Annotated in this window: 17 protein-coding genes and 2 pseudogenes; 13 read left to right on the plus strand and 6 right to left on the minus strand. The window is 52.5% G+C overall.

The features are described 5' to 3' along the window. The 3 genes and pseudogenes from BGK49_RS22095 to BGK49_RS22105 all read left to right on the plus strand — a co-directional run. The coding region (locus tag BGK49_RS22095) for an IS1 family transposase (RefSeq protein WP_000718190.1) at positions 1–192 on the plus strand (192 nt) is incomplete at its 5' end. A gap of 184 nt (positions 193–376) precedes the next feature. Beyond that, positions 377–1813 (plus strand): annotated as a pseudogene (mdtQ, locus tag BGK49_RS22100) (multidrug resistance outer membrane protein MdtQ). A gap of 52 nt (positions 1814–1865) precedes the next feature. After that, a complete protein-coding gene (locus tag BGK49_RS22105; protein ID WP_000079515.1) occupies positions 1866–2627 on the plus strand; it encodes an SDR family oxidoreductase in 762 nt (253 codons plus the stop codon). Positions 2628–2756: 129 nt separating this feature from the next. Here the strand turns inward: BGK49_RS22105 and BGK49_RS22110 are convergent, their stop codons facing one another. Further along, positions 2757–3335 carry a DedA family protein gene (locus tag BGK49_RS22110; RefSeq protein ID WP_001296821.1) on the minus strand — a complete coding sequence of 193 codons (579 nt, stop codon included), beginning with the start codon at positions 3333–3335 and terminating at the stop codon, positions 2757–2759. Positions 3336–3504: 169 nt separating this feature from the next. On the opposite strand from BGK49_RS22110, the gene BGK49_RS22115 reads away from it, so the two are divergent. Both BGK49_RS22115 and pbpG read left to right on the plus strand, forming a co-directional pair. Beyond that, positions 3505–4092 carry a Yip1 family protein gene (locus BGK49_RS22115; protein WP_001295454.1) on the plus strand — a complete coding sequence of 196 codons (588 nt, stop codon included), beginning with the start codon at positions 3505–3507 and terminating at the stop codon, positions 4090–4092. Between the two features lie 173 nt (positions 4093–4265). After that, positions 4266–5198, plus strand: a complete 933-nt coding sequence (gene pbpG / locus BGK49_RS22120) for a D-alanyl-D-alanine endopeptidase (protein WP_005042675.1) — start codon at positions 4266–4268, stop codon at positions 5196–5198. A gap of 37 nt (positions 5199–5235) precedes the next feature. Here pbpG and dld read toward each other — a convergent pair whose 3' ends face one another. Further along, positions 5236–6951 (minus strand): D-lactate dehydrogenase, encoded by a 1716-nt coding sequence (gene dld, locus BGK49_RS22125; protein ID WP_000097366.1) that lies wholly within the window; start codon positions 6949–6951, stop codon positions 5236–5238. 195 nt (positions 6952–7146) lie between these two features. On the opposite strand from dld, the gene bglX reads away from it, so the two are divergent. From bglX to yehW, 5 genes are all read left to right on the plus strand, one after another. Continuing rightward, entirely contained in the window at positions 7147–9444 is a 2298-nt protein-coding gene (bglX, locus tag BGK49_RS22130; protein ID WP_000871503.1) for a beta-glucosidase BglX, read from the plus strand. A 210-nt stretch (positions 9445–9654) separates the two neighbouring features. After that, positions 9655–10572 carry a glycine betaine ABC transporter substrate-binding protein OsmF gene (gene osmF / locus BGK49_RS22135; protein ID WP_001131257.1) on the plus strand — a complete coding sequence of 306 codons (918 nt, stop codon included), beginning with the start codon at positions 9655–9657 and terminating at the stop codon, positions 10570–10572. 6 nt (positions 10573–10578) lie between these two features. Next, positions 10579–11736: a glycine betaine ABC transporter permease YehY gene (yehY, locus tag BGK49_RS22140; RefSeq protein WP_000221790.1), complete on the plus strand. Its 1158-nt coding sequence runs from the start codon at positions 10579–10581 to the stop codon at positions 11734–11736. Continuing rightward, positions 11729–12655 carry a glycine betaine ABC transporter ATP binding protein YehX gene (gene yehX, locus BGK49_RS22145; protein ID WP_000569335.1) on the plus strand — a complete coding sequence of 309 codons (927 nt, stop codon included), beginning with the start codon at positions 11729–11731 and terminating at the stop codon, positions 12653–12655. The genes yehY and yehX overlap by 8 nt, the downstream gene beginning before the upstream one ends. A gap of 4 nt (positions 12656–12659) precedes the next feature. After that, positions 12660–13391 (plus strand): glycine betaine ABC transporter permease YehW, encoded by a 732-nt coding sequence (gene yehW / locus BGK49_RS22150; protein WP_000783120.1) that lies wholly within the window; start codon positions 12660–12662, stop codon positions 13389–13391. Here yehW and BGK49_RS22155 read toward each other — a convergent pair. Both BGK49_RS22155 and mlrA read right to left on the minus strand, forming a co-directional pair. Then, on the minus strand, positions 13372–13479 hold the full coding sequence (locus tag BGK49_RS22155) for a protein YohO (protein ID WP_001216963.1): 108 nt from the start codon (positions 13477–13479) through the stop codon (positions 13372–13374). The two genes, yehW and BGK49_RS22155, sit on opposite strands and share 20 nt — an antisense overlap. A 59-nt stretch (positions 13480–13538) precedes the next feature. Continuing rightward, positions 13539–14270 (minus strand): HTH-type transcriptional regulator MlrA, encoded by a 732-nt coding sequence (mlrA, locus tag BGK49_RS22160; RefSeq protein ID WP_069375834.1) that lies wholly within the window; start codon positions 14268–14270, stop codon positions 13539–13541. Positions 14271–14491: 221 nt separating this feature from the next. Between mlrA and btsS the strand changes: the two genes are divergently transcribed. Genes btsS through BGK49_RS22175 form a run of 3 tightly spaced genes read left to right on the plus strand, consistent with a single transcriptional unit; the run spans position 14492 to position 17410 of the window. Continuing rightward, positions 14492–16177: a two-component regulatory system sensor histidine kinase BtsS gene (gene btsS, locus BGK49_RS22165; RefSeq protein WP_005031165.1), complete on the plus strand. Its 1686-nt coding sequence runs from the start codon at positions 14492–14494 to the stop codon at positions 16175–16177. After that, positions 16174–16893: a two-component system response regulator BtsR gene (gene btsR / locus BGK49_RS22170; protein WP_000598642.1), complete on the plus strand. Its 720-nt coding sequence runs from the start codon at positions 16174–16176 to the stop codon at positions 16891–16893. Before btsS ends, btsR begins: the two co-directional genes overlap by 4 nt. Before the next feature lie 46 nt (positions 16894–16939). Next, on the plus strand, positions 16940–17410 hold the full coding sequence (locus tag BGK49_RS22175) for a YehS family protein (RefSeq protein ID WP_001295430.1): 471 nt from the start codon (positions 16940–16942) through the stop codon (positions 17408–17410). Positions 17411–17450: 40 nt separating this feature from the next. Here the strand turns inward: BGK49_RS22175 and BGK49_RS22180 are convergent. Both BGK49_RS22180 and BGK49_RS28505 read right to left on the minus strand, forming a co-directional pair. Then, a pseudogene (locus tag BGK49_RS22180) lies at positions 17451–17723 on the minus strand (YehR family lipoprotein); the annotation flags it as partial. A 17-nt stretch (positions 17724–17740) separates the two neighbouring features. Beyond that, positions 17741–17932, minus strand: a 192-nt coding sequence (locus tag BGK49_RS28505; RefSeq protein WP_000718190.1) for an IS1 family transposase, incomplete at its 5' end; no start/stop codon positions are given.

Consider the following 17932-nt stretch of genomic DNA (forward strand, 5'->3'; position numbering starts at 1 on the left):
CTGTATGAATCCCGCCTGAAGGGAAAGCTGCACGTAATCAGCAAGCGATATACGCAGCGAATTGAGCGGCATAACCTGAATCTGAGGCAGCACCTGGCACGGCTGGGACGGAAGTCGCTGTCGTTCTCAAAATCGGTGGAGCTGCATGACAAAGTCATCGGGCATTATCTGAACATAAAACACTATCAATAAGTTGGAGTCATTACCCGCTGTCATTTATAAGTGATTAAGATAAATCGGAGAATATCAATCACTTAGTCTATATTTTTCTGGGTATGTCGTTTTATTGCTACTGATGTATTGCCACGCGAAACTAAAAAATATATCGCAACACACGGTAATCACCGCGCACCGTTTCTTACCTGATTATTCCCCCATGAATCGTGATTCCTTTTATCCAGCCATCGCCTGTTTTCCGCTGTTACTGATGCTGGCCGGGTGTGCGCCTATGCATGAAACCCGCCAGGCGTTAAGCCAGCAAACGCCCGCTGCACAAGTTGACACCGCATTACCCACGGCGCTGAAAAATGGTTGGCCAGACAGCCAATGGTGGCTGGAGTATCACGATAATCAGCTCACTTCATTAATTAACAATGCACTACAGAACGCACCGGATATGCAGGTGGCTGAACAGCGCATTCAGCTAGCTGAAGCCCAGGCGAAGGCAGTTGCCACTCAGGATGGTCCGCAGATCGACTTTTAGGCGGATATGGAGCGGCAAAAAATGTCGGCAGAAGGGCTAATGGGGCCGTTTGCTCTGAACGATCCGGCCGCAGGTACGACCGGTCCGTGGTACACCAACGGAACTTTTGGCTTAACGGCGGGCTGGCATCTCGATATCTGGGGAAAGAATCGGGCGGAGGTTACTGCCCGCCTGGGTACGGTTAAAGCACGGGCGGCGGAACGCGAGCAAACCCGCCAATTGCTGGCTGGCAGCGTAGCCCGCCTGTACTGGGAGTGGCAAACCCAGGCGGCGTTAAACACGGTCTTGCAGCAAATAGAAAAAGAGCAGAACACCATTATCGCGACCGATCGCCAGCTATATCAGAACGGGATTACTTCTTCAGTTGACGGTGTGGAAACCGATATTAATGCCAGCAAAACCCGGCAGCAGCTCAACGATGTCGCGGGGAAAATGAAAATTATTGAGGCACGGTTAAGCGCACTTACAAATCACCAGACAAAGTCATTGAAGCTTAAACCGGTCGCGTTGCCGAAAGTGGCAAGCCAGCTTCCTGATGAACTGGGGTACTCCTTACTGGCCCGGCGGGCAGATTTGCAGGCGGCGCACTGGTACGTTGAGTCATCGCTAAGCACCATTGATGCGGCAAAAGCGGCATTTTATCCTGACATCAACCTGATGGCCTTCCTGCAACAGGATGCGTTGCACTTAAGCGATCTGTTCCGTCATTCCGCGCAGCAAATGGGCGTTACGGCAGGCCTGACGCTACCTATTTTCGATAGTGGTCGTCTTAACGCCAATCTCGATATCGCAAAAGCCGAAAGCAACTTGTCTATCACCAGCTACAACAAAGCGGTGGTTGAAGCGGTGAATGACGTGGCGCGGGCAGCCAGTCAGGTTCAGACACTTGCGGAGAAAAACCAGCATCAGGCGCAAATTGAGCGCGATGCCTTGCGTGTGGTAGGTCTTGCGCAGGCGCGCTTTAACGCGGGCATCATTGCTGGTTCCCGCGTCAGCGAAGCCAGAATCCCCGCGCTGCGTGAGCGGGCCAATGGCCTGTTATTGCAAGGGCAGTGGCTGGATGCTTCCATTCAACTCACTGGTGCGTTGGGCGGGGGTTACAAACGCTGATGATATGCGCCTTCTATACTTAACGTTTATTCAGCGTTAAGTGGAGAACTCGATGGCACAGGTTGCGATTATTACCGCCTCCGATTCGGGGATCGGCAAAGAGTGCGCGTTATTACTGGCGCAGCAGGGGTTTGATATTGGTATTACCTGGCACTCAGATGAAGAAGGGGCAAAAGATACTGCGCGTGAGGTAGTTAGCCACGGCGTACGTGCGGAGATTGTGCAGCTGGATCTCGGTAAACTGCCAGAAGGTGCGCAGGCGCTGGAGAAACTCATTCAACGGCTGGGGCGTATTGATGTGCTGGTGAATAATGCGTGCGCAATGACCAAAGCGCCGTTTCTTGATATGGCTTTCGATGAGTGGCGCAAGATTTTTACCGTTGATGTCGATGGTGCATTTTTATGCTCACAAATTGCGGCCCGCCAGATGGTGAAACAAGGGCAGGGCGGTCGCATCATCAACATTACGTCGGTACATGAACATACGCCGCTGCCGGATGCCAGCGCCTACACAGCCGCTAAACATGCGCTCGGTGGGTTAACCAAAGCGATGGCGCTGGAGCTGGTCAGGCATAAGATTTTGGTGAACGCAGTCGCGCCTGGTGCGATCGCCACGCCAATGAATGGCATGGATGACAGCGACGTGAAGCCCGACGCGGAGCCTTCGATTCCTCTGCGGCGTTTTGGCGCAACGCATGAGATTGCCAGCCTGGTAGCGTGGCTGTGCTCAGAGGGCGCAAATTACACCACCGGGCAGTCGTTGATAGTGGATGGCGGCTTTATGTTGGCGAATCCGCAGTTCAACCCAGAATAGCGCAGTGAGGTGCGTGGTTATTTCAATGGGTAAAATTTTGGTAGGCATGATAAGACGCACAAGCGTCGCATCAGGCATGGTGCACCGGATGTCGGATGCGGCGCGAACGCCTTACCCAGGGCAATGGTTTTACGCCTGATGATCCGGCTTTTTCTTCCCGCGCCGTTTCAGCCACCAGCGCACGCCCACCACCAGAACCACGACCAGAATCAACCAGACCCAGTGCTTCAAATGCTGGTCGAGATTGTGCAACCACGGCGCAATCACCTGACCACCAGCGTAACCAATAGTGGTAAAAATCAACGCCCAGGCAAATGCGCCGAGAATATTCAGCGGCAGAAAGATTTTCGGCGGCAGCTGGCTGGCACCAATCAGCGTCGGGCCAATCACCCGAAAGCCATACATAAAGCGCGTACCAATGACAAACAGATACGGATGGCGTTGGATAAGTTTCTGCGCCCGCTCAATTTTATCCTGATGTTTCGAGAAACGGCGTAACAGCTTGCCGCCAAACCGCCGCCCGCACAGATAAAGCACCTGGTCGCCAATCATGCCGCCAAGCGCCACAGAAAGTACCACCAGCGGGAACTTTAATAGCCCCTGATGTGCCGCAACGCCTCCCAGCAAAGTCACGGTTTCACCTTCCGCCAGGCTACCGATCACCAGCGCGGCATAACCATATTGTGAGATGAGTGTATTGAGATCCATAGGCCAGTCTGTCTCCCTTTGGTTGCCTGTAAGCATACACCCTGGAAATCATTCACGCTGAAAAAGGACATACATCAGACGGTGCAAATTACATGGATGAACAAAAAATAATCACAAGCTGACTTATACTTGAACTGTCAGGTTCATGAACTCACAACAAGGGGGCGGTATGAGCCATGTCTGGGGACTGTTTTCCCATCCCGATCGTGAAATGCAGGTGATTAATCGCGAAAACGAAACGATTTCTCACCATTACACCCACCACGTTTTGCTGATGGCGGCGATTCCGGTGATTTGCGCCTTCATTGGCACTACACAGATTGGCTGGAATTTTGGCGATGGCACTATCCTGAAGTTATCCTGGTTTACCGGACTGGCGCTGGCTGTCCTGTTTTATGGCGTTATGCTGGCTGGGGTTGCGGTAATGGGGCGGGTCATCTGGTGGATGGCGCGTAATTATCCGCAGCGTCCGTCACTTGCGCACTGCATGGTCTTCGCGGGCTACGTTGCAACTCCGCTGTTTTTAAGCGGTCTGGTGGCGCTTTATCCGCTGGTCTGGTTGTGTGCGCTGGTCGGCACGGTGGCGCTGTTTTACACCGGCTACCTGCTTTACCTTGGTATTCCGAGCTTCCTGAATATCAATAAAGAGGAAGGCCTTAGCTTCTCTAGTTCGACGCTGGCGATTGGCGTGCTGGTACTGGAAGTGCTGCTCGCCCTAACCGTTATACTATGGGGCTACGGTTATCGTTTGTTCTAGAAAGTTCTTTGACGTTGCATTGCTGGCGTAAATGTCAGCAATGCAGCATTTCCTCACGATTCTCCTTTGACGATCGCACTTTTTGCTCGTTATGATGGCGTCGCTAGCCTCAGTAAATCCTTACTCCGGCGGTGCGCAACCCGTGCGCGTGAACCACTATCTGAATGCTCATCATGCCGAAATTTCGAGTTTCTTTATTTAGCCTGGCCCTGATGCTGGCTGTGCCTTTGGCACCGCAGGCCGTTGCGAAAACGGCAGCCGCTACCACCGCTCCACAACCGGAAATTGCCTCCGGTAGCGCGATGATTGTTGATCTGAATACCAACAAAGTGATCTATTCGAACCACCCGGATCTGGTGCGTCCGATTGCGTCTATCAGCAAATTAATGACCGCGATGGTTGTGCTGGATGCACGACTGCCGCTGGATGAAAAACTAAAAGTGGATATCAGCCAGACGCCGGAGATGAAAGGGGTCTATTCGCGCGTACGACTGAATAGCGAAATCAGCCGTAAAGATATGCTGTTGCTGGCGCTGATGTCTTCAGAAAACCGCGCGGCGGCAAGCCTTGCGCACCATTATCCCGGTGGTTACAAAGCCTTTATTAAGGCAATGAATGCGAAAGCGAAATCGCTCGGAATGAACAACACGCGCTTTGTTGAACCTACCGGATTGTCGGTGCATAACGTTTCAACTGCCCGTGACTTAACCAAACTGCTCATTGCCAGCAAACAATATCCGTTGATCGGGCAGTTAAGTACTACCCGGGAAGATATGGCAACCTTCTCTAACCCGACGTATACGCTGCCGTTCCGCAATACTAATCATCTGGTGTATCGCGATAACTGGAATATTCAGTTAACCAAAACCGGCTTTACCAATGCGGCGGGCCATTGTCTGGTGATGCGTACGGTTATCAATAATAAACCGGTGGCGCTGGTAGTGATGGACGCGTTTGGCAAATATACCCATTTTGCCGATGCCAGCCGCCTGCGTACCTGGATTGAAACCGGTAAAGTGATGCCTGTGCCGGCAGCAGCGTTGAGCTATAAAAAACAAAAAGCCGCCCAAATGGCGGCGGCGGGGCAGACGGCACAGAACGATTAAGTGAATTCGGATGGCGATACTCTGCCATCCGTAATTTTTACTCCACTTCCTGCCAGTTTTTCCGTTTACTGGTTTTACCGATCCCCGGATTCATGCTGTTGGTCGGATCGTTCTCGCGATAGAACTTCTGCAACGTCTCCGGTGCTTTATACAAATGACCGACGTTATGCTCGGCAGGGTACTGCGCGCCGCGCTGCTGTAGCAGTTCCAGCATCTGTTCTTTTAACGCATGCACATCCACGCCTTTTTTCACTATGTAATCCTGATGGAAGACATGGCACATAAAATGGCCGTAATAGAGCTTGTGCACCAGCTGGCTGTCGATCTCCGGCGGTAAATGCTCATACCACTCGGTGTCGTTACGCCGCAGAGCGATATCCAACGCCAGAATGTCTTCGACTTCATCGGAATGCACCGCCTGATAACGAATTGCTGCGCCCGCAGCGGCGAAACGGTGTAAAAACGCTTTGCTGCCTTCCTCCGGCGTACAGACAAAGAAATCGCCTTCGGCCTGTTTGAAATAATCTACCAGCCACGATTTGGCTTCACCGACGCCATCGCCCGCCATTTTTAACAGCAGATGATGCTCGTATTTATCGCGCCAGTTTTTCATGCGCGGCGGTAAATGGCTGGGGAACAGGTGACCGAATTTTTGCATCGCACGGTCAGTGAAATGCGGACGGAAGAATTTCACTTTCTCCAGCATCGCATCGGTGCGTCCCTTGAGATTAAAGAAGAACGGCATCTTGTCGGTGCCTAACTTATCAATCATCAGGAAGGTGTCTTTGCCGTATTTTTCCGCAATATCGTAGATATCCCGGTGCATATATTCCCCGGCAACCGGCAGATTTTCGAAGTTAGCCAGAATATGACGGCGGATTTCGGTCAGCACTTCCGGCTGGTTGGTGCCGATATAAAACACCTGCTGATTTTTTTCCGCCTCGAAGGTATCAAGACGTACTGCAAAGACGGCCAGCTTCCCGGCGCAACCAGAAGATTCAAATAACCGATCCGGATCGGCGTTATAACGTGCGGGCGTGTCGGCTTCAATATCACGAACGCGGTGGACATAGTCATAATCGTGGGCGTGACGACCATCGTGACGCACATCGTCATCTTTGATGCGATCATCATCCAGCTTGCTAAGGATCTGCTCCGGCGTTTCGCCCAGATCAATCCCCAGATGGTTCACCAGCGTCAGTTTGCCGTCTTCATTTATACGCGCGAATAACGACATTTCGGTATACGCCGGGCCACGTTGCACCAGCGAGCCGCCGGAGTTGTTACAAATACCACCGATGACCGATGCGCCTATACACGATGATCCAATCACTGAGTGCGGTTCGCGTCCCAGCGGTTTGAGGGCTTTTTCCAGCGAATAGAGCGTGGTGCCCGGATAGGCCAGCACCTGTTCGCCCTTGCCGAGAACGTGCAGCTTGTCGAGACGCAGGGTGCTGATGATCACGATATCGCGATCATAGTCGTTACCGTTTGGCGTCGATCCTTCGGTCAGGCCTGTATTGGCAGCCTGCATCAGAATAATTTTGTCGGCGGTGACGCAGGCTTTCAGCACCCGCCACAATTCCAGTAGTGAGCCAGGGAAAACGACAGCCAGCGCGTCGCCCTGACCAGAACGGAAGCCCTTGCGATAGCGGGCCGTTTTTGCGGGATCGGTGAGCAGGTGTGAATGACCGACCAGACGGGCAAGTTCATTCAAAAAGGCTTTATTATCAGTTGTTGTCATGGAAGACATTTTCCACTCCTTGTGGTGGGGAAAAAATATCACAAACTAGAATAGCGCCTTGTATGACAATTCAGCGAGTGAATATTTTGAAAATTCAGACAATAAACTGAGCATTCTTTTTCTCTCTCCATCATGCTTATGGCAAACTACGGTTTTTGCACCATTTTCGCTGCCTCGTCGGGCAACAGAGGAAGAAAAATCCATATGAAATGGCTATGTTCAGTAGGAATCGCGGTGAGTCTGGCCCTGCAGCCAGCACTGGCGGATGATTTATTCGGCAACCATCCATTAACGCCCGAAGCGCGGGATGCGTTCGTCACCGAACTGCTTAAGAAAATGACAGTTGATGAGAAAATTGGTCAGCTGCGCTTAATCAGCGTCGGCCCGGATAACCCGAAAGAGGCGATCCGCGAGATGATCAAAGACGGTCAGGTTGGGGCGATTTTCAACACCGTAACCCGTCAGGATATCCGCGCCATGCAGGATCAGGTGATGGAATTAAGCCGCCTGAAAATTCCTCTTTTCTTTGCTTACGACGTGCTGCACGGTCAGCGCACGGTGTTCCCGATTAGCCTCGGTCTGGCCTCGTCTTTTAACCTCGATGCAGTGAAAACGGTCGGACGTGTCTCTGCTTATGAAGCGGCAGATGATGGCCTGAATATGACCTGGGCACCGATGGTCGATGTCTCGCGCGATCCGCGCTGGGGACGTGCTTCCGAAGGTTTTGGCGAAGATACGTATCTCACCTCAACAATGGGTAAAACCATGGTGGAAGCGATGCAGGGTAAAAGCCCGGCAGATCGCTACTCGGTGATGACCAGCGTCAAACACTTTGCCGCATACGGCGCGGTAGAAGGCGGTAAAGAGTACAACACCGTCGATATGAGTCCGCAGCGCCTGTTTAATGATTATATGCCGCCGTACAAAGCGGGGCTGGACGCAGGCAGCGGCGCGGTGATGGTGGCGCTGAACTCGCTGAACGGCACGCCAGCCACCTCCGATTCCTGGCTGCTGAAAGATGTTCTGCGCGACCAGTGGGGCTTTAAAGGCATCACCGTTTCCGATCACGGTGCAATCAAAGAGCTGATTAAACATGGCACGGCGGCAGACCCGGAAGATGCGGTGCGCGTGGCGCTGAAATCCGGAATCAACATGAGTATGAGCGACGAGTACTACTCGAAGTATCTGCCTGGGTTGATTAAATCCGGTAAAGTGACGATGGCAGAGCTGGACGATGCTGCCCGCCATGTACTGAACGTTAAATATGATATGGGGTTGTTTAACGACCCATACAGCCATCTCGGTCCGAAAGAGTCTGACCCGGTGGATACCAATGCCGAAAGCCGCTTGCACCGCAAAGAAGCGCGTGAAGTGGCGCGTGAAAGCCTGGTGTTGCTGAAAAACCGTCTCGAAACGTTACCGCTGAAAAAATCCGCAACCATTGCGGTGGTTGGCCCGCTGGCAGACAGCAAGCGTGACGTGATGGGAAGCTGGTCGGCGGCAGGTGTTGCAGATCAATCCGTGACCGTGCTGACCGGGATTAAAAATGCCGTCGGTGAAAACGGTAAAGTGCTGTATGCCAAAGGGGCGAACGTTACCAGTGACAAAGGCATTATCGATTTCCTGAATCAGTATGAAGAAGCGGTCAAAGTCGATCCGCGTTCGCCGCAAGAGATGATTGATGAAGCGGTGCAGACGGCGAAACAATCTGATGTGGTGGTGGCTGTAGTCGGTGAAGCACAGGGGATGGCGCACGAGGCCTCCAGCCGTACCGATATTACTATTCCGCAAAGCCAACGTGACTTGATTGCGGCGCTGAAAGCCACCGGTAAACCGCTGGTGCTGGTGCTGATGAACGGGCGTCCGCTGGCGCTGGTGAAAGAAGATCAGCAGGCTGATGCGATTCTGGAAACTTGGTTTGCGGGGACTGAAGGCGGTAATGCAATTGCCGATGTGTTGTTTGGCGATTACAACCCGTCCGGCAAGCTGCCGATGTCCTTCCCGCGTTCTGTCGGGCAGATCCCGGTGTACTACAGCCATCTGAACACCGGTCGCCCGTATAATGCCGACAAGCCGAACAAATACACTTCGCGTTATTTTGATGAAGCTAACGGGGCGCTTTATCCGTTCGGCTATGGTCTGAGCTATACCACTTTCACCGTCTCTGATGTGAAACTTTCTGCGCCGACCATGAAGCGTGACGGCAAAGTGACGGCCAGCGTGCAGGTGATGAACACCGGTAAACGCGAAGGGGCCACGGTAGTGCAGATGTACTTGCAGGATGTGACGGCTTCCATGAGTCGTCCGGTGAAACAGCTGAAAGGCTTTGAGAAAATCACCCTGAAACCGGGCGAAACTCAGACCGTTAGCTTCCCGATTGATATCGAGGCGCTGAAGTTCTGGAATCAACAGATGAAATATGACGCCGAGCCTGGCAAGTTCAATGTCTTTATCGGCACTGATTCTGCACGCGTTAAGAAAGGCGAGTTTGAGTTGCTGTAATGCTTTAGTAAGGGCGTGACATTTGCGCCCTTTGTAGGCCGGATAAGGCGCTCGCGCCGCATCCGGCAGGAAACGCCGGACCGAATATGCCTCTTAAGTATTTATCTGATTCTGCAACTGAATCCGTCCGCTCAGGCTAATCCCGCCATTATCAACTATGCTTTTCTCTTAATTCGCGGAAAACAACAGTAAAAGAATGAGGAAAGCATCATGCCACTCTCAAAGGTCTGGGCAGGTTCACTGGTTTTGTTGGCAGCCGTGAGCCTGCCGCTGCACGCGGCTTCCCCCGTTAAAGTCGGTTCAAAAATTGATACTGAAGGCGCGCTGCTCGGCAATATCATTTTGCAGGTACTGGAAAGCCACGGCGTACCGACGGTCAATAAAGTGCAACTCGGAACGACTCCTGTGGTGCGCGGGGCGATTACTTCTGGTGAACTGGATATCTATCCGGAATATACCGGCAATGGCGCGTTTTTCTTTAAAGATGAAAACGATGCAGCGTGGAAAAACGCGCAGCAAGGTTACGAGAAAGTCAAAAAACTCGATGCAGAGCAAAACAAGTTAATCTGGCTGACGCCCGCACCTGCAAATAACACCTGGACCATCGCCGTGCGTCAGGATGTGGCAGAGAAAAACAAACTCACTTCGCTTGCTGACCTGAGTCGTTATCTGAAAGAGGGCGGCACCTTCAAACTGGCAGCCTCGGCAGAGTTTATCGAACGCGCCGATGCCTTACCCGCGTTTGAAAAAGCCTATGGCTTTAAGCTCGGTCAGGATCAGTTGCTGTCACTGGCTGGTGGCGACACGGCGGTGACGATTAAAGCCGCTGCCCAGCAAACTTCTGGCGTTAATGCCGCAATGGCTTACGGCACTGACGGTCCGGTCGCGGCGCTGGGGCTGCAAACCTTAAGCGATCCGCAAGGCGTGCAACCTATCTACGCGCCTGCACCAGTGGTGCGTGAGTCGGTGCTGAAAGAGTATCCGCAAATGGCACAGTGGCTACAGCCAGTCTTCGCCAGCCTCGATGCAAAAACATTGCAGCAACTGAATGCCAGCATTGCAGTGGAAGGACTGGATGCCAAAAAAGTGGCTGCCGACTACCTGAAACAAAAAGGGTGGGCGAAGTAATTTCCCGTGACTTATCTACGTATTAATCCTGTTCTGGCGCTGCTGCTGTTGCTGACGGCAATCGCAGCAGCGCTGCCGTTTATCAGCTACGCGCCTAATCGTTTAGTCTCGGGTGAAGGGCGTCATCTCTGGCAACTGTGGCCGCAAACGATCTGGATGCTGGTGGGCGTTGGTTGCGCCTGGCTGACAGCCTGTTTTATTCCCGCTAAAAAAGGCAGCATTTTTGCACTCATTCTGGCGCAATTCGTCTTCGTATTGCTGGTGTGGGGAGCTGGAAAGGCGGCGACCCAACTGGCGCAAAATGGCAGTGCGCTGGCGCGTACCAGCCTCGGCAGTGGTTTCTGGCTGGCTGCGGCGCTGGCATTGCTGGCCTGTAGCGATGTCATCCGCCGAATCTCCACGCATCCGCTGTTGCGCTGGTTGTTGCATATGCAGATTGCCATTATTCCGCTGTGGTTGCTTTACTCCGGCACGCTTAACGATCTCTCGCTAATGAAAGAATACGCCAACCGTCAGGATGTGTTTGACGACGCGCTGGCTCAACATCTGACGTTGCTGTTTGGTGCGGTGCTGCCTGCGTTAGTGATTGGTGTGCCATTGGGCATCTGGTGCTACTTTTCCACCGCGCGGCAGGGGGCGATTTTTTCTCTGCTCAATGTCATTCAGACCGTGCCTTCGGTGGCGCTCTTTGGCCTGTTGATTGCGCCGCTTGCCGCGCTGGTGACGGCCTTTCCGTGGCTGGGGAAGCTCGGCATAGCAGGAACCGGAATGACACCCGCACTGATTGCGCTGGTGCTCTATGCCTTGCTGCCGCTGGTGCGCGGCGTGGTAGTAGGCTTGAACCAGATCCCGCGCGATGTGCTGGAGAGCGCCAGAGCGATGGGGATGAGCGGGGCGCAGCGATTCCTGCATGTTCAGTTACCGCTGGCGTTACCGGTATTTCTGCGCAGCCTGCGGGTGGTGATGGTGCAAATTGTAGGCATGGCGGTGATTGCGGCGTTAATCGGCGCAGGCGGTTTTGGTGCGCTGGTTTTCCAGGGGCTGCTAAGCAGCGCCATTGATTTAGTGTTGCTGGGGGTGATCCCGGTAATTGTTCTGGCGGTGCTGATCGATGCGCTGTTCGATTTACTTATCGCACTGTTGAAGGTGAAACGTAATGATTGAATTTAGCCATGTCAGCAAACTGTTTGGCGCACAAAAAGCCGTTAACGATCTCAATCTCAATTTTCAGGAAGGGAGTTTTTCGGTGCTGATTGGCACATCTGGCTCCGGCAAATCCACCACCCTGAAAATGATTAACCGCCTGGTGGAACATGACAGCGGAGAGCTCCGCTTTGCCGGAGAAGAAATTCGCTCGCTGCCAGTACTGGAGTTGCGCCGCCGTATGGGCTATGCCATTCAATCTATTGGCCTGTTTCCCCACTGGAGCGTGGCACAAAACATTGCCACCGTGCCGCAATTACAAAAATGGTCGCGGGCGAGGATTGACGATCGTATCGACGAATTAATGGCGCTACTGGGGCTGGAGTCAAATTTACGTGAGCGTTATCCGCATCAGCTTTCCGGTGGTCAGCAGCAACGTGTGGGAGTAGCGCGCGCACTGGCTGCCGATCCGCAAGTCTTACTGATGGATGAACCTTTTGGCGCACTGGACCCGGTAACGCGCGGCGCGTTGCAACAAGAGATGACGCGCATTCACCGTTTGCTGGGGCGTACCATTGTGCTGGTCACTCATGATATTGATGAGGCGCTACGGCTGGCAGAACATCTGGTATTGATGGATCACGGTGAAGTGGTGCAGCAGGGGAATCCGCTGACGATGCTGACTCGTCCGGCGAATGATTTTGTCCGCCAGTTTTTTGGACGTAGTGAACTGGGTGTGCGCCTGCTTTCGTTACGTAGTGTGGCGGATTACGTGCGTCGCGAAGAACGGGCAGAAGGTGAGGCACTGGCAGAAGAGATGACGCTGCGCGATGCGCTCTCCCTGTTTGTCGCGCGGGGATGCGAGGTGCTGCCGGTGGTGAACACGCAGGGCCAGCCTAGCGGCACGCTGCATTTTCAGGATCTGCTGGAGGAGGCGTAAGCGTATGAAGATGTTGCGCGATCCGCTGTTCTGGCTCATTGCTTTGTTTGTGGCACTGATTTTCTGGCTGCCTTACAGCCAGCCGCTGTTTGCTGCCTTGTTCCCTCAACTGCCACGACCCGTTTATCAGCAAGAAAGTTTTGCCGCTCTGGCACTGGCTCATTTCTGGCTGGTGGGAATTTCGAGTTTGTTTGCGGTGATCATTGGTACTGGTGCCGGAATTGCTGTCACTCGCCCGTGGGGCGCGGAATTTCGCCCACTGGTGGAAACTATTGCCGCCGTTGGACAGACTTTTCCGCCCGTCGCAGTGCTGGCGATCGCCGTTCCGGTGATCGGGTTTGGTCTGCAACCAGCGATTATCGCCTTGATCCTTTACGGTGTGCTGCCCGTCCTGCAGGCGACACTTGCCGGGCTGGGAGCGATTGATGCCAGCGTGACAGAAGTTGCGAAAGGTATGGGAATGAGTCGTGGTCAGCGACTGCGTAAGGTCGAGCTACCGCTGGCAGCTCCGGTGATTCTGGCGGGCGTGCGAACTTCGGTGATTATCAACATTGGTACGGCGACGATCGCCTCAACGGTAGGGGCCAGCACGCTGGGTACGCCCATCATCATCGGGCTTAGCGGATTTAATACCGCGTATGTGATCCAGGGGGCGTTACTGGTGGCACTGGCGGCGATCATCGCAGACCGCCTGTTTGAAAGGCTGGTGCAGGCGCTTAGCCAGCACGCAAAATAAAGGTATAACCTGCGAGCATGACGCCACCAATTCCGCCTAACGCCATAAACAGGAACAGGGCGATGACCCCAATTTTAGCTATGCGCATAATGCACTCCTTATGTTAACGAAAGGATTGTACAGTAAAGCGCATTTGTTAACGAATCATTAAATGCCGAGTGGGAAAATATCATAGCCTTGTTCTTGCCAACTGGTGAGTTGCTGTTGTTGGGCGGAGGTTCGATTTTCACCGCACCACACCAGCAATGTACGGCCTTCGAACAGTTCAGGGCGTAGTTGATTGAGCGAGTGGGCGAGGACATCAATGCGCCATCCTTGTTGACTGGCAATCCAGCCCTCCAGCCACAGACGGGTGGTATCGTGAATATTCCAGCCAACCACCAGCGCATCTTTACCCTGTTTTTTACGTGCCGAAGCCAGACAGATGGCGATGTAGTTGATCAGTACGCCGTCGAGGATCGCCAGCAGCGCCTGGAGAGTCGGTTGTTGGCACTGAAGCCGTCGACGCAGAGGAATAAACAAATGCGTGGTGAGCGTCTGGGCGGGGTAATCCTGACCGCGCTCTTTGATCCACGTTCGCAGGCTATGCAGATTGCCGCTTTGCAAGTAAGTCAGTAATGTTTCTTGCTGATCGCGCCAGCCGTTCTGCACATCAACATTTTCATTACTGAGCAGCATTTTAACTTTGCTGACCTGCACGCCGTTGTCGATCCAGCGTTTGCTCTCGCGGATCCGGTCAATATCGGCATCGTTGAACAGCCGATGACCGCCGTCTGTCCGTTGCGGTTTCAGCAATCCGTAACGCCTCTGCCACGCGCGTAACGTGACAGGGTTAATATCACAAAGCAACGCCACTTCACCAATTGTGTAAAGCGCCATCGTCTCACCCTTGCTCGCGAGGTCCCGGTTTAACTTTAGACGCAGTTTTGCGAACCAGGTAGTTTTGCCCGTTTTTTGTGCATTTATAGGGTGATTTTATTTTTGCCAGGCGATTTTGAGTGATTGTACTCACGAATTCTCATTTTTCTGCAAGAGTTCAAAGAAAGTTAAACGCAGGCAATGTATGTTACGCGTTTTAAAGGGAAGTGTGGTTTGCGGGTATGTACGATTTTAATCTGGTGTTGCTGCTGCTTCAGCAGATGTGCGTTTTTTTAGTCATTGCATGGTTAATGAGTAAAACGCCATTATTCATACCGTTAATGCAGGTCACGGTTCGTCTGCCGCATAAATTTCTCTGCTACATCGTCTTTTCCATCTTCTGCATCATGGGCACCTGGTTTGGGTTGCACATTGACGATTCTATTGCCAATACCCGTGCGATAGGCGCGGTAATGGGCGGCTTACTCGGCGGTCCGGTCGTCGGTGGGCTGGTTGGCCTGACCGGCGGGTTACATCGATATTCGATGGGGGGCATGACCGCGCTAAGTTGCATGATCTCGACCATCGTTGAAGGATTGCTCGGCGGCCTGGTACACAGCATCCTGATCCGTCGCGGGCGCACTGATAAAGTCTTTAACCCCATTACCGCCGGTGCCGTCACGTTCGTCGCTGAAATGGTGCAAATGTTGATCATCCTGGCGATCGCCCGACCTTATGAAGATGCGGTGCGTCTGGTGAGTAATATTGCTGCGCCAATGATGGTCACCAATACCGTCGGCGCGGCGCTGTTTATGCGTATATTGCTCGATAAACGCGCGATGTTTGAAAAATACACTTCGGCTTTTTCTGCCACTGCGCTGAAAGTGGCTGCCTCGACGGAAGGCATTTTGCGCCAGGGGTTTAACGAAGTGAACAGCATGAAAGTGGCACAGGTGCTGTATCAGGAGCTGGATATTGGTGCAGTCGCGATTACCGATCGAGAGAAATTGCTGGCCTTTACCGGAATTGGTGACGACCACCATATACCCGGCAAACCGATATCTTCGACTTACACCTTAAAAGCGATTGAAACCGGTGAAGTGGTCTACGCTGATGGCAACGAAGTACCTTATCGTTGCTCTTTGCATCCGCAATGCAAACTGGGGTCGACGCTGGTAATTCCGTTGCGTGGTGAAAATCAGCGGGTGATGGGCACCATCAAATTGTATGAAGCCAAAAACCGTTTATTCAGTTCAATCAACCGCACGCTGGGCGAGGGGATTGCGCAACTGCTTTCGGCGCAGATCCTCGCCGGGCAATATGAGCGGCAAAAAGCGATGCTCACCCAGTCAGAGATCAAACTGCTTCACGCCCAGGTGAACCCCCATTTTTTGTTTAATGCGCTTAACACCATTAAAGCGGTGATCCGTCGCGACAGCGAACAGGCCAGCCAGCTGGTGCAGTATCTTTCCACTTTTTTCCGCAAAAACTTAAAGCGGCCTTCGGAGTTTGTTACTCTCGCCGACGAAATTGAACATGTGAACGCTTATCTGCAAATTGAAAAGGCGCGCTTCCAGTCGCGGTTGCAGGTCAACATTGCTATTCCGCAAGAATTATCCCAGCAGCAATTGCCCGCGTTTACCCTGCAACCGATAGTGGAAAACGCCATTAAACATGGGACATCACAACTGCTGGATACAGGGCGAGTGGCAATCAGCGCCCGACGTGAGGGGCAACATTTGATGCTGGAGATCGAAGACAATGCCGGTTTGTATCAACCGGTAACCAATGCCAGTGGGCTGGGGATGAATCTGGTGGATAAGCGTTTACGTGAACGGTTTGGCGATGACTATGGGATAAGCGTCGCCTGTGAGCCTGATAGTTACACCCGAATAACGTTACGACTACCATGGAGGGACGAGGCATGATTAAAGTCTTAATTGTCGATGATGAACCGTTAGCACGGGAGAACCTGCGCGTATTTTTGCAGGAGCAGAGCGATATTGAAATCGTTGGTGAGTGTTCAAACGCCGTGGAAGGGATCGGCGCGGTGCATAAACTGCGCCCGGATGTGCTGTTTCTCGATATCCAGATGCCGCGCATCAGTGGTCTGGAAATGGTGGGGATGCTCGACCCGGAACATCGTCCGTATATTGTTTTTCTCACCGCGTTTGACGAATACGCCATTAAAGCCTTTGAAGAACACGCCTTTGATTATCTGCTGAAGCCAATTGATGAAGCGCGACTGGAGAAAACGCTGGCGCGTTTGCGGCAGGAACGCAGCAAGCAGGATGTTTCGCTGTTACCAGAAAATCAACAGGCGCTGAAATTTATCCCTTGTACTGGGCATAGTCGGATTTATTTGCTGCAAATGAAAGATGTGGCATTTGTCAGCAGTCGGATGAGCGGTGTCTACGTTACCAGCCACGAAGGGAAAGAGGGCTTTACCGAATTGACATTACGTACCCTGGAAAGTCGTACACCACTACTGCGCTGCCATCGTCAGTATCTGGTTAACCTCGCGCATTTACAGGAGATTCGTCTGGAAGATAACGGCCAGGCCGAGTTGATTTTGCGTAATGGCTTAACCGTGCCGGTCAGCCGCCGTTATCTGAAAACCTTAAAAGAGGCGATTGGCCTGTAAAAGACTGCTAAAATGGCTTTTTGCCTCATCAACACCTGAAGGCCTCATGCTAAGTAACGATATTCTGCGCAGCGTGCGCTACATTTTGAAAGCCAATAATAATGACCTGGTGCGTATTCTGGCGCTGGGTAATGTCGAAGCCACCGCGGAACAGATCGCCGTCTGGCTACGTAAAGAAGACGAAGAGGGTTTTCAGCGTTGTCCGGACATTGTTTTGTCGTCATTCCTCAATGGCCTGATTTATGAAAAACGCGGCAAGGATGAGTCTGCTCCGGCACTGGAGCCGGAACGTCGCATTAATAACAACATCGTGCTAAAAAAATTACGCATCGCGTTTTCGCTGAAAACCGATGACATTCTGGCGATCCTCACCGAACAGCAGTTCCGCGTTTCGATGCCGGAAATTACGGCGATGATGCGTGCACCGGATCATAAAAACTTCCGCGAATGCGGCGATCAATTTTTACGTTATTTTCTGCGTGGACTGGCAGCGCGCCAGCATGTGAAGAAAAGCTAAGACGGGTATGGCGGCCATGCGAAACATGGCCGCCGACAGATTATTTCACTTCTTTAAAACCAGCGGCTTTCATCACCAGTTCCATTTGCGCCATAGTGATACCTTTTTTGGCATCTTCAGCAGAAACGTTGATTCCTGAAATACCCTGCAGGGCTTTAAAATCCACTTTTTCCATATCGATAGTCACGTTTTCCTGCGCGTAGGTATCGGTATAGGTTAATTTTTCTTCAACACCCGCGATGTTTTTGTATTTGGCGCTTAACGGCTCAAGTGTCTTGGCAGCGTCTTCTTTGGTGGTTGCACCAATAGAGGCAAGGTAATGACTCCAACTTATTGATAGTGTTTTATGTTCAGATAATGCCCGATGACTTTGTCATGCAGCTCCACCGATTTTGAGAACGACAGCGACTTCCGTCCCAGCCGTGCCAGGTGCTGCCTCAGATTCAGGTTATGCCGCTCAATTCGCTGCGTATATCGCTTGCTGATTACGTGCAGCTTTCCCTTCAGGCGGGATTCATACAG

The organism is Shigella sp. FC1544 (genome assembly GCF_001722145.1).
Lineage (GTDB): Bacteria > Pseudomonadota > Gammaproteobacteria > Enterobacterales > Enterobacteriaceae > Escherichia > Escherichia coli.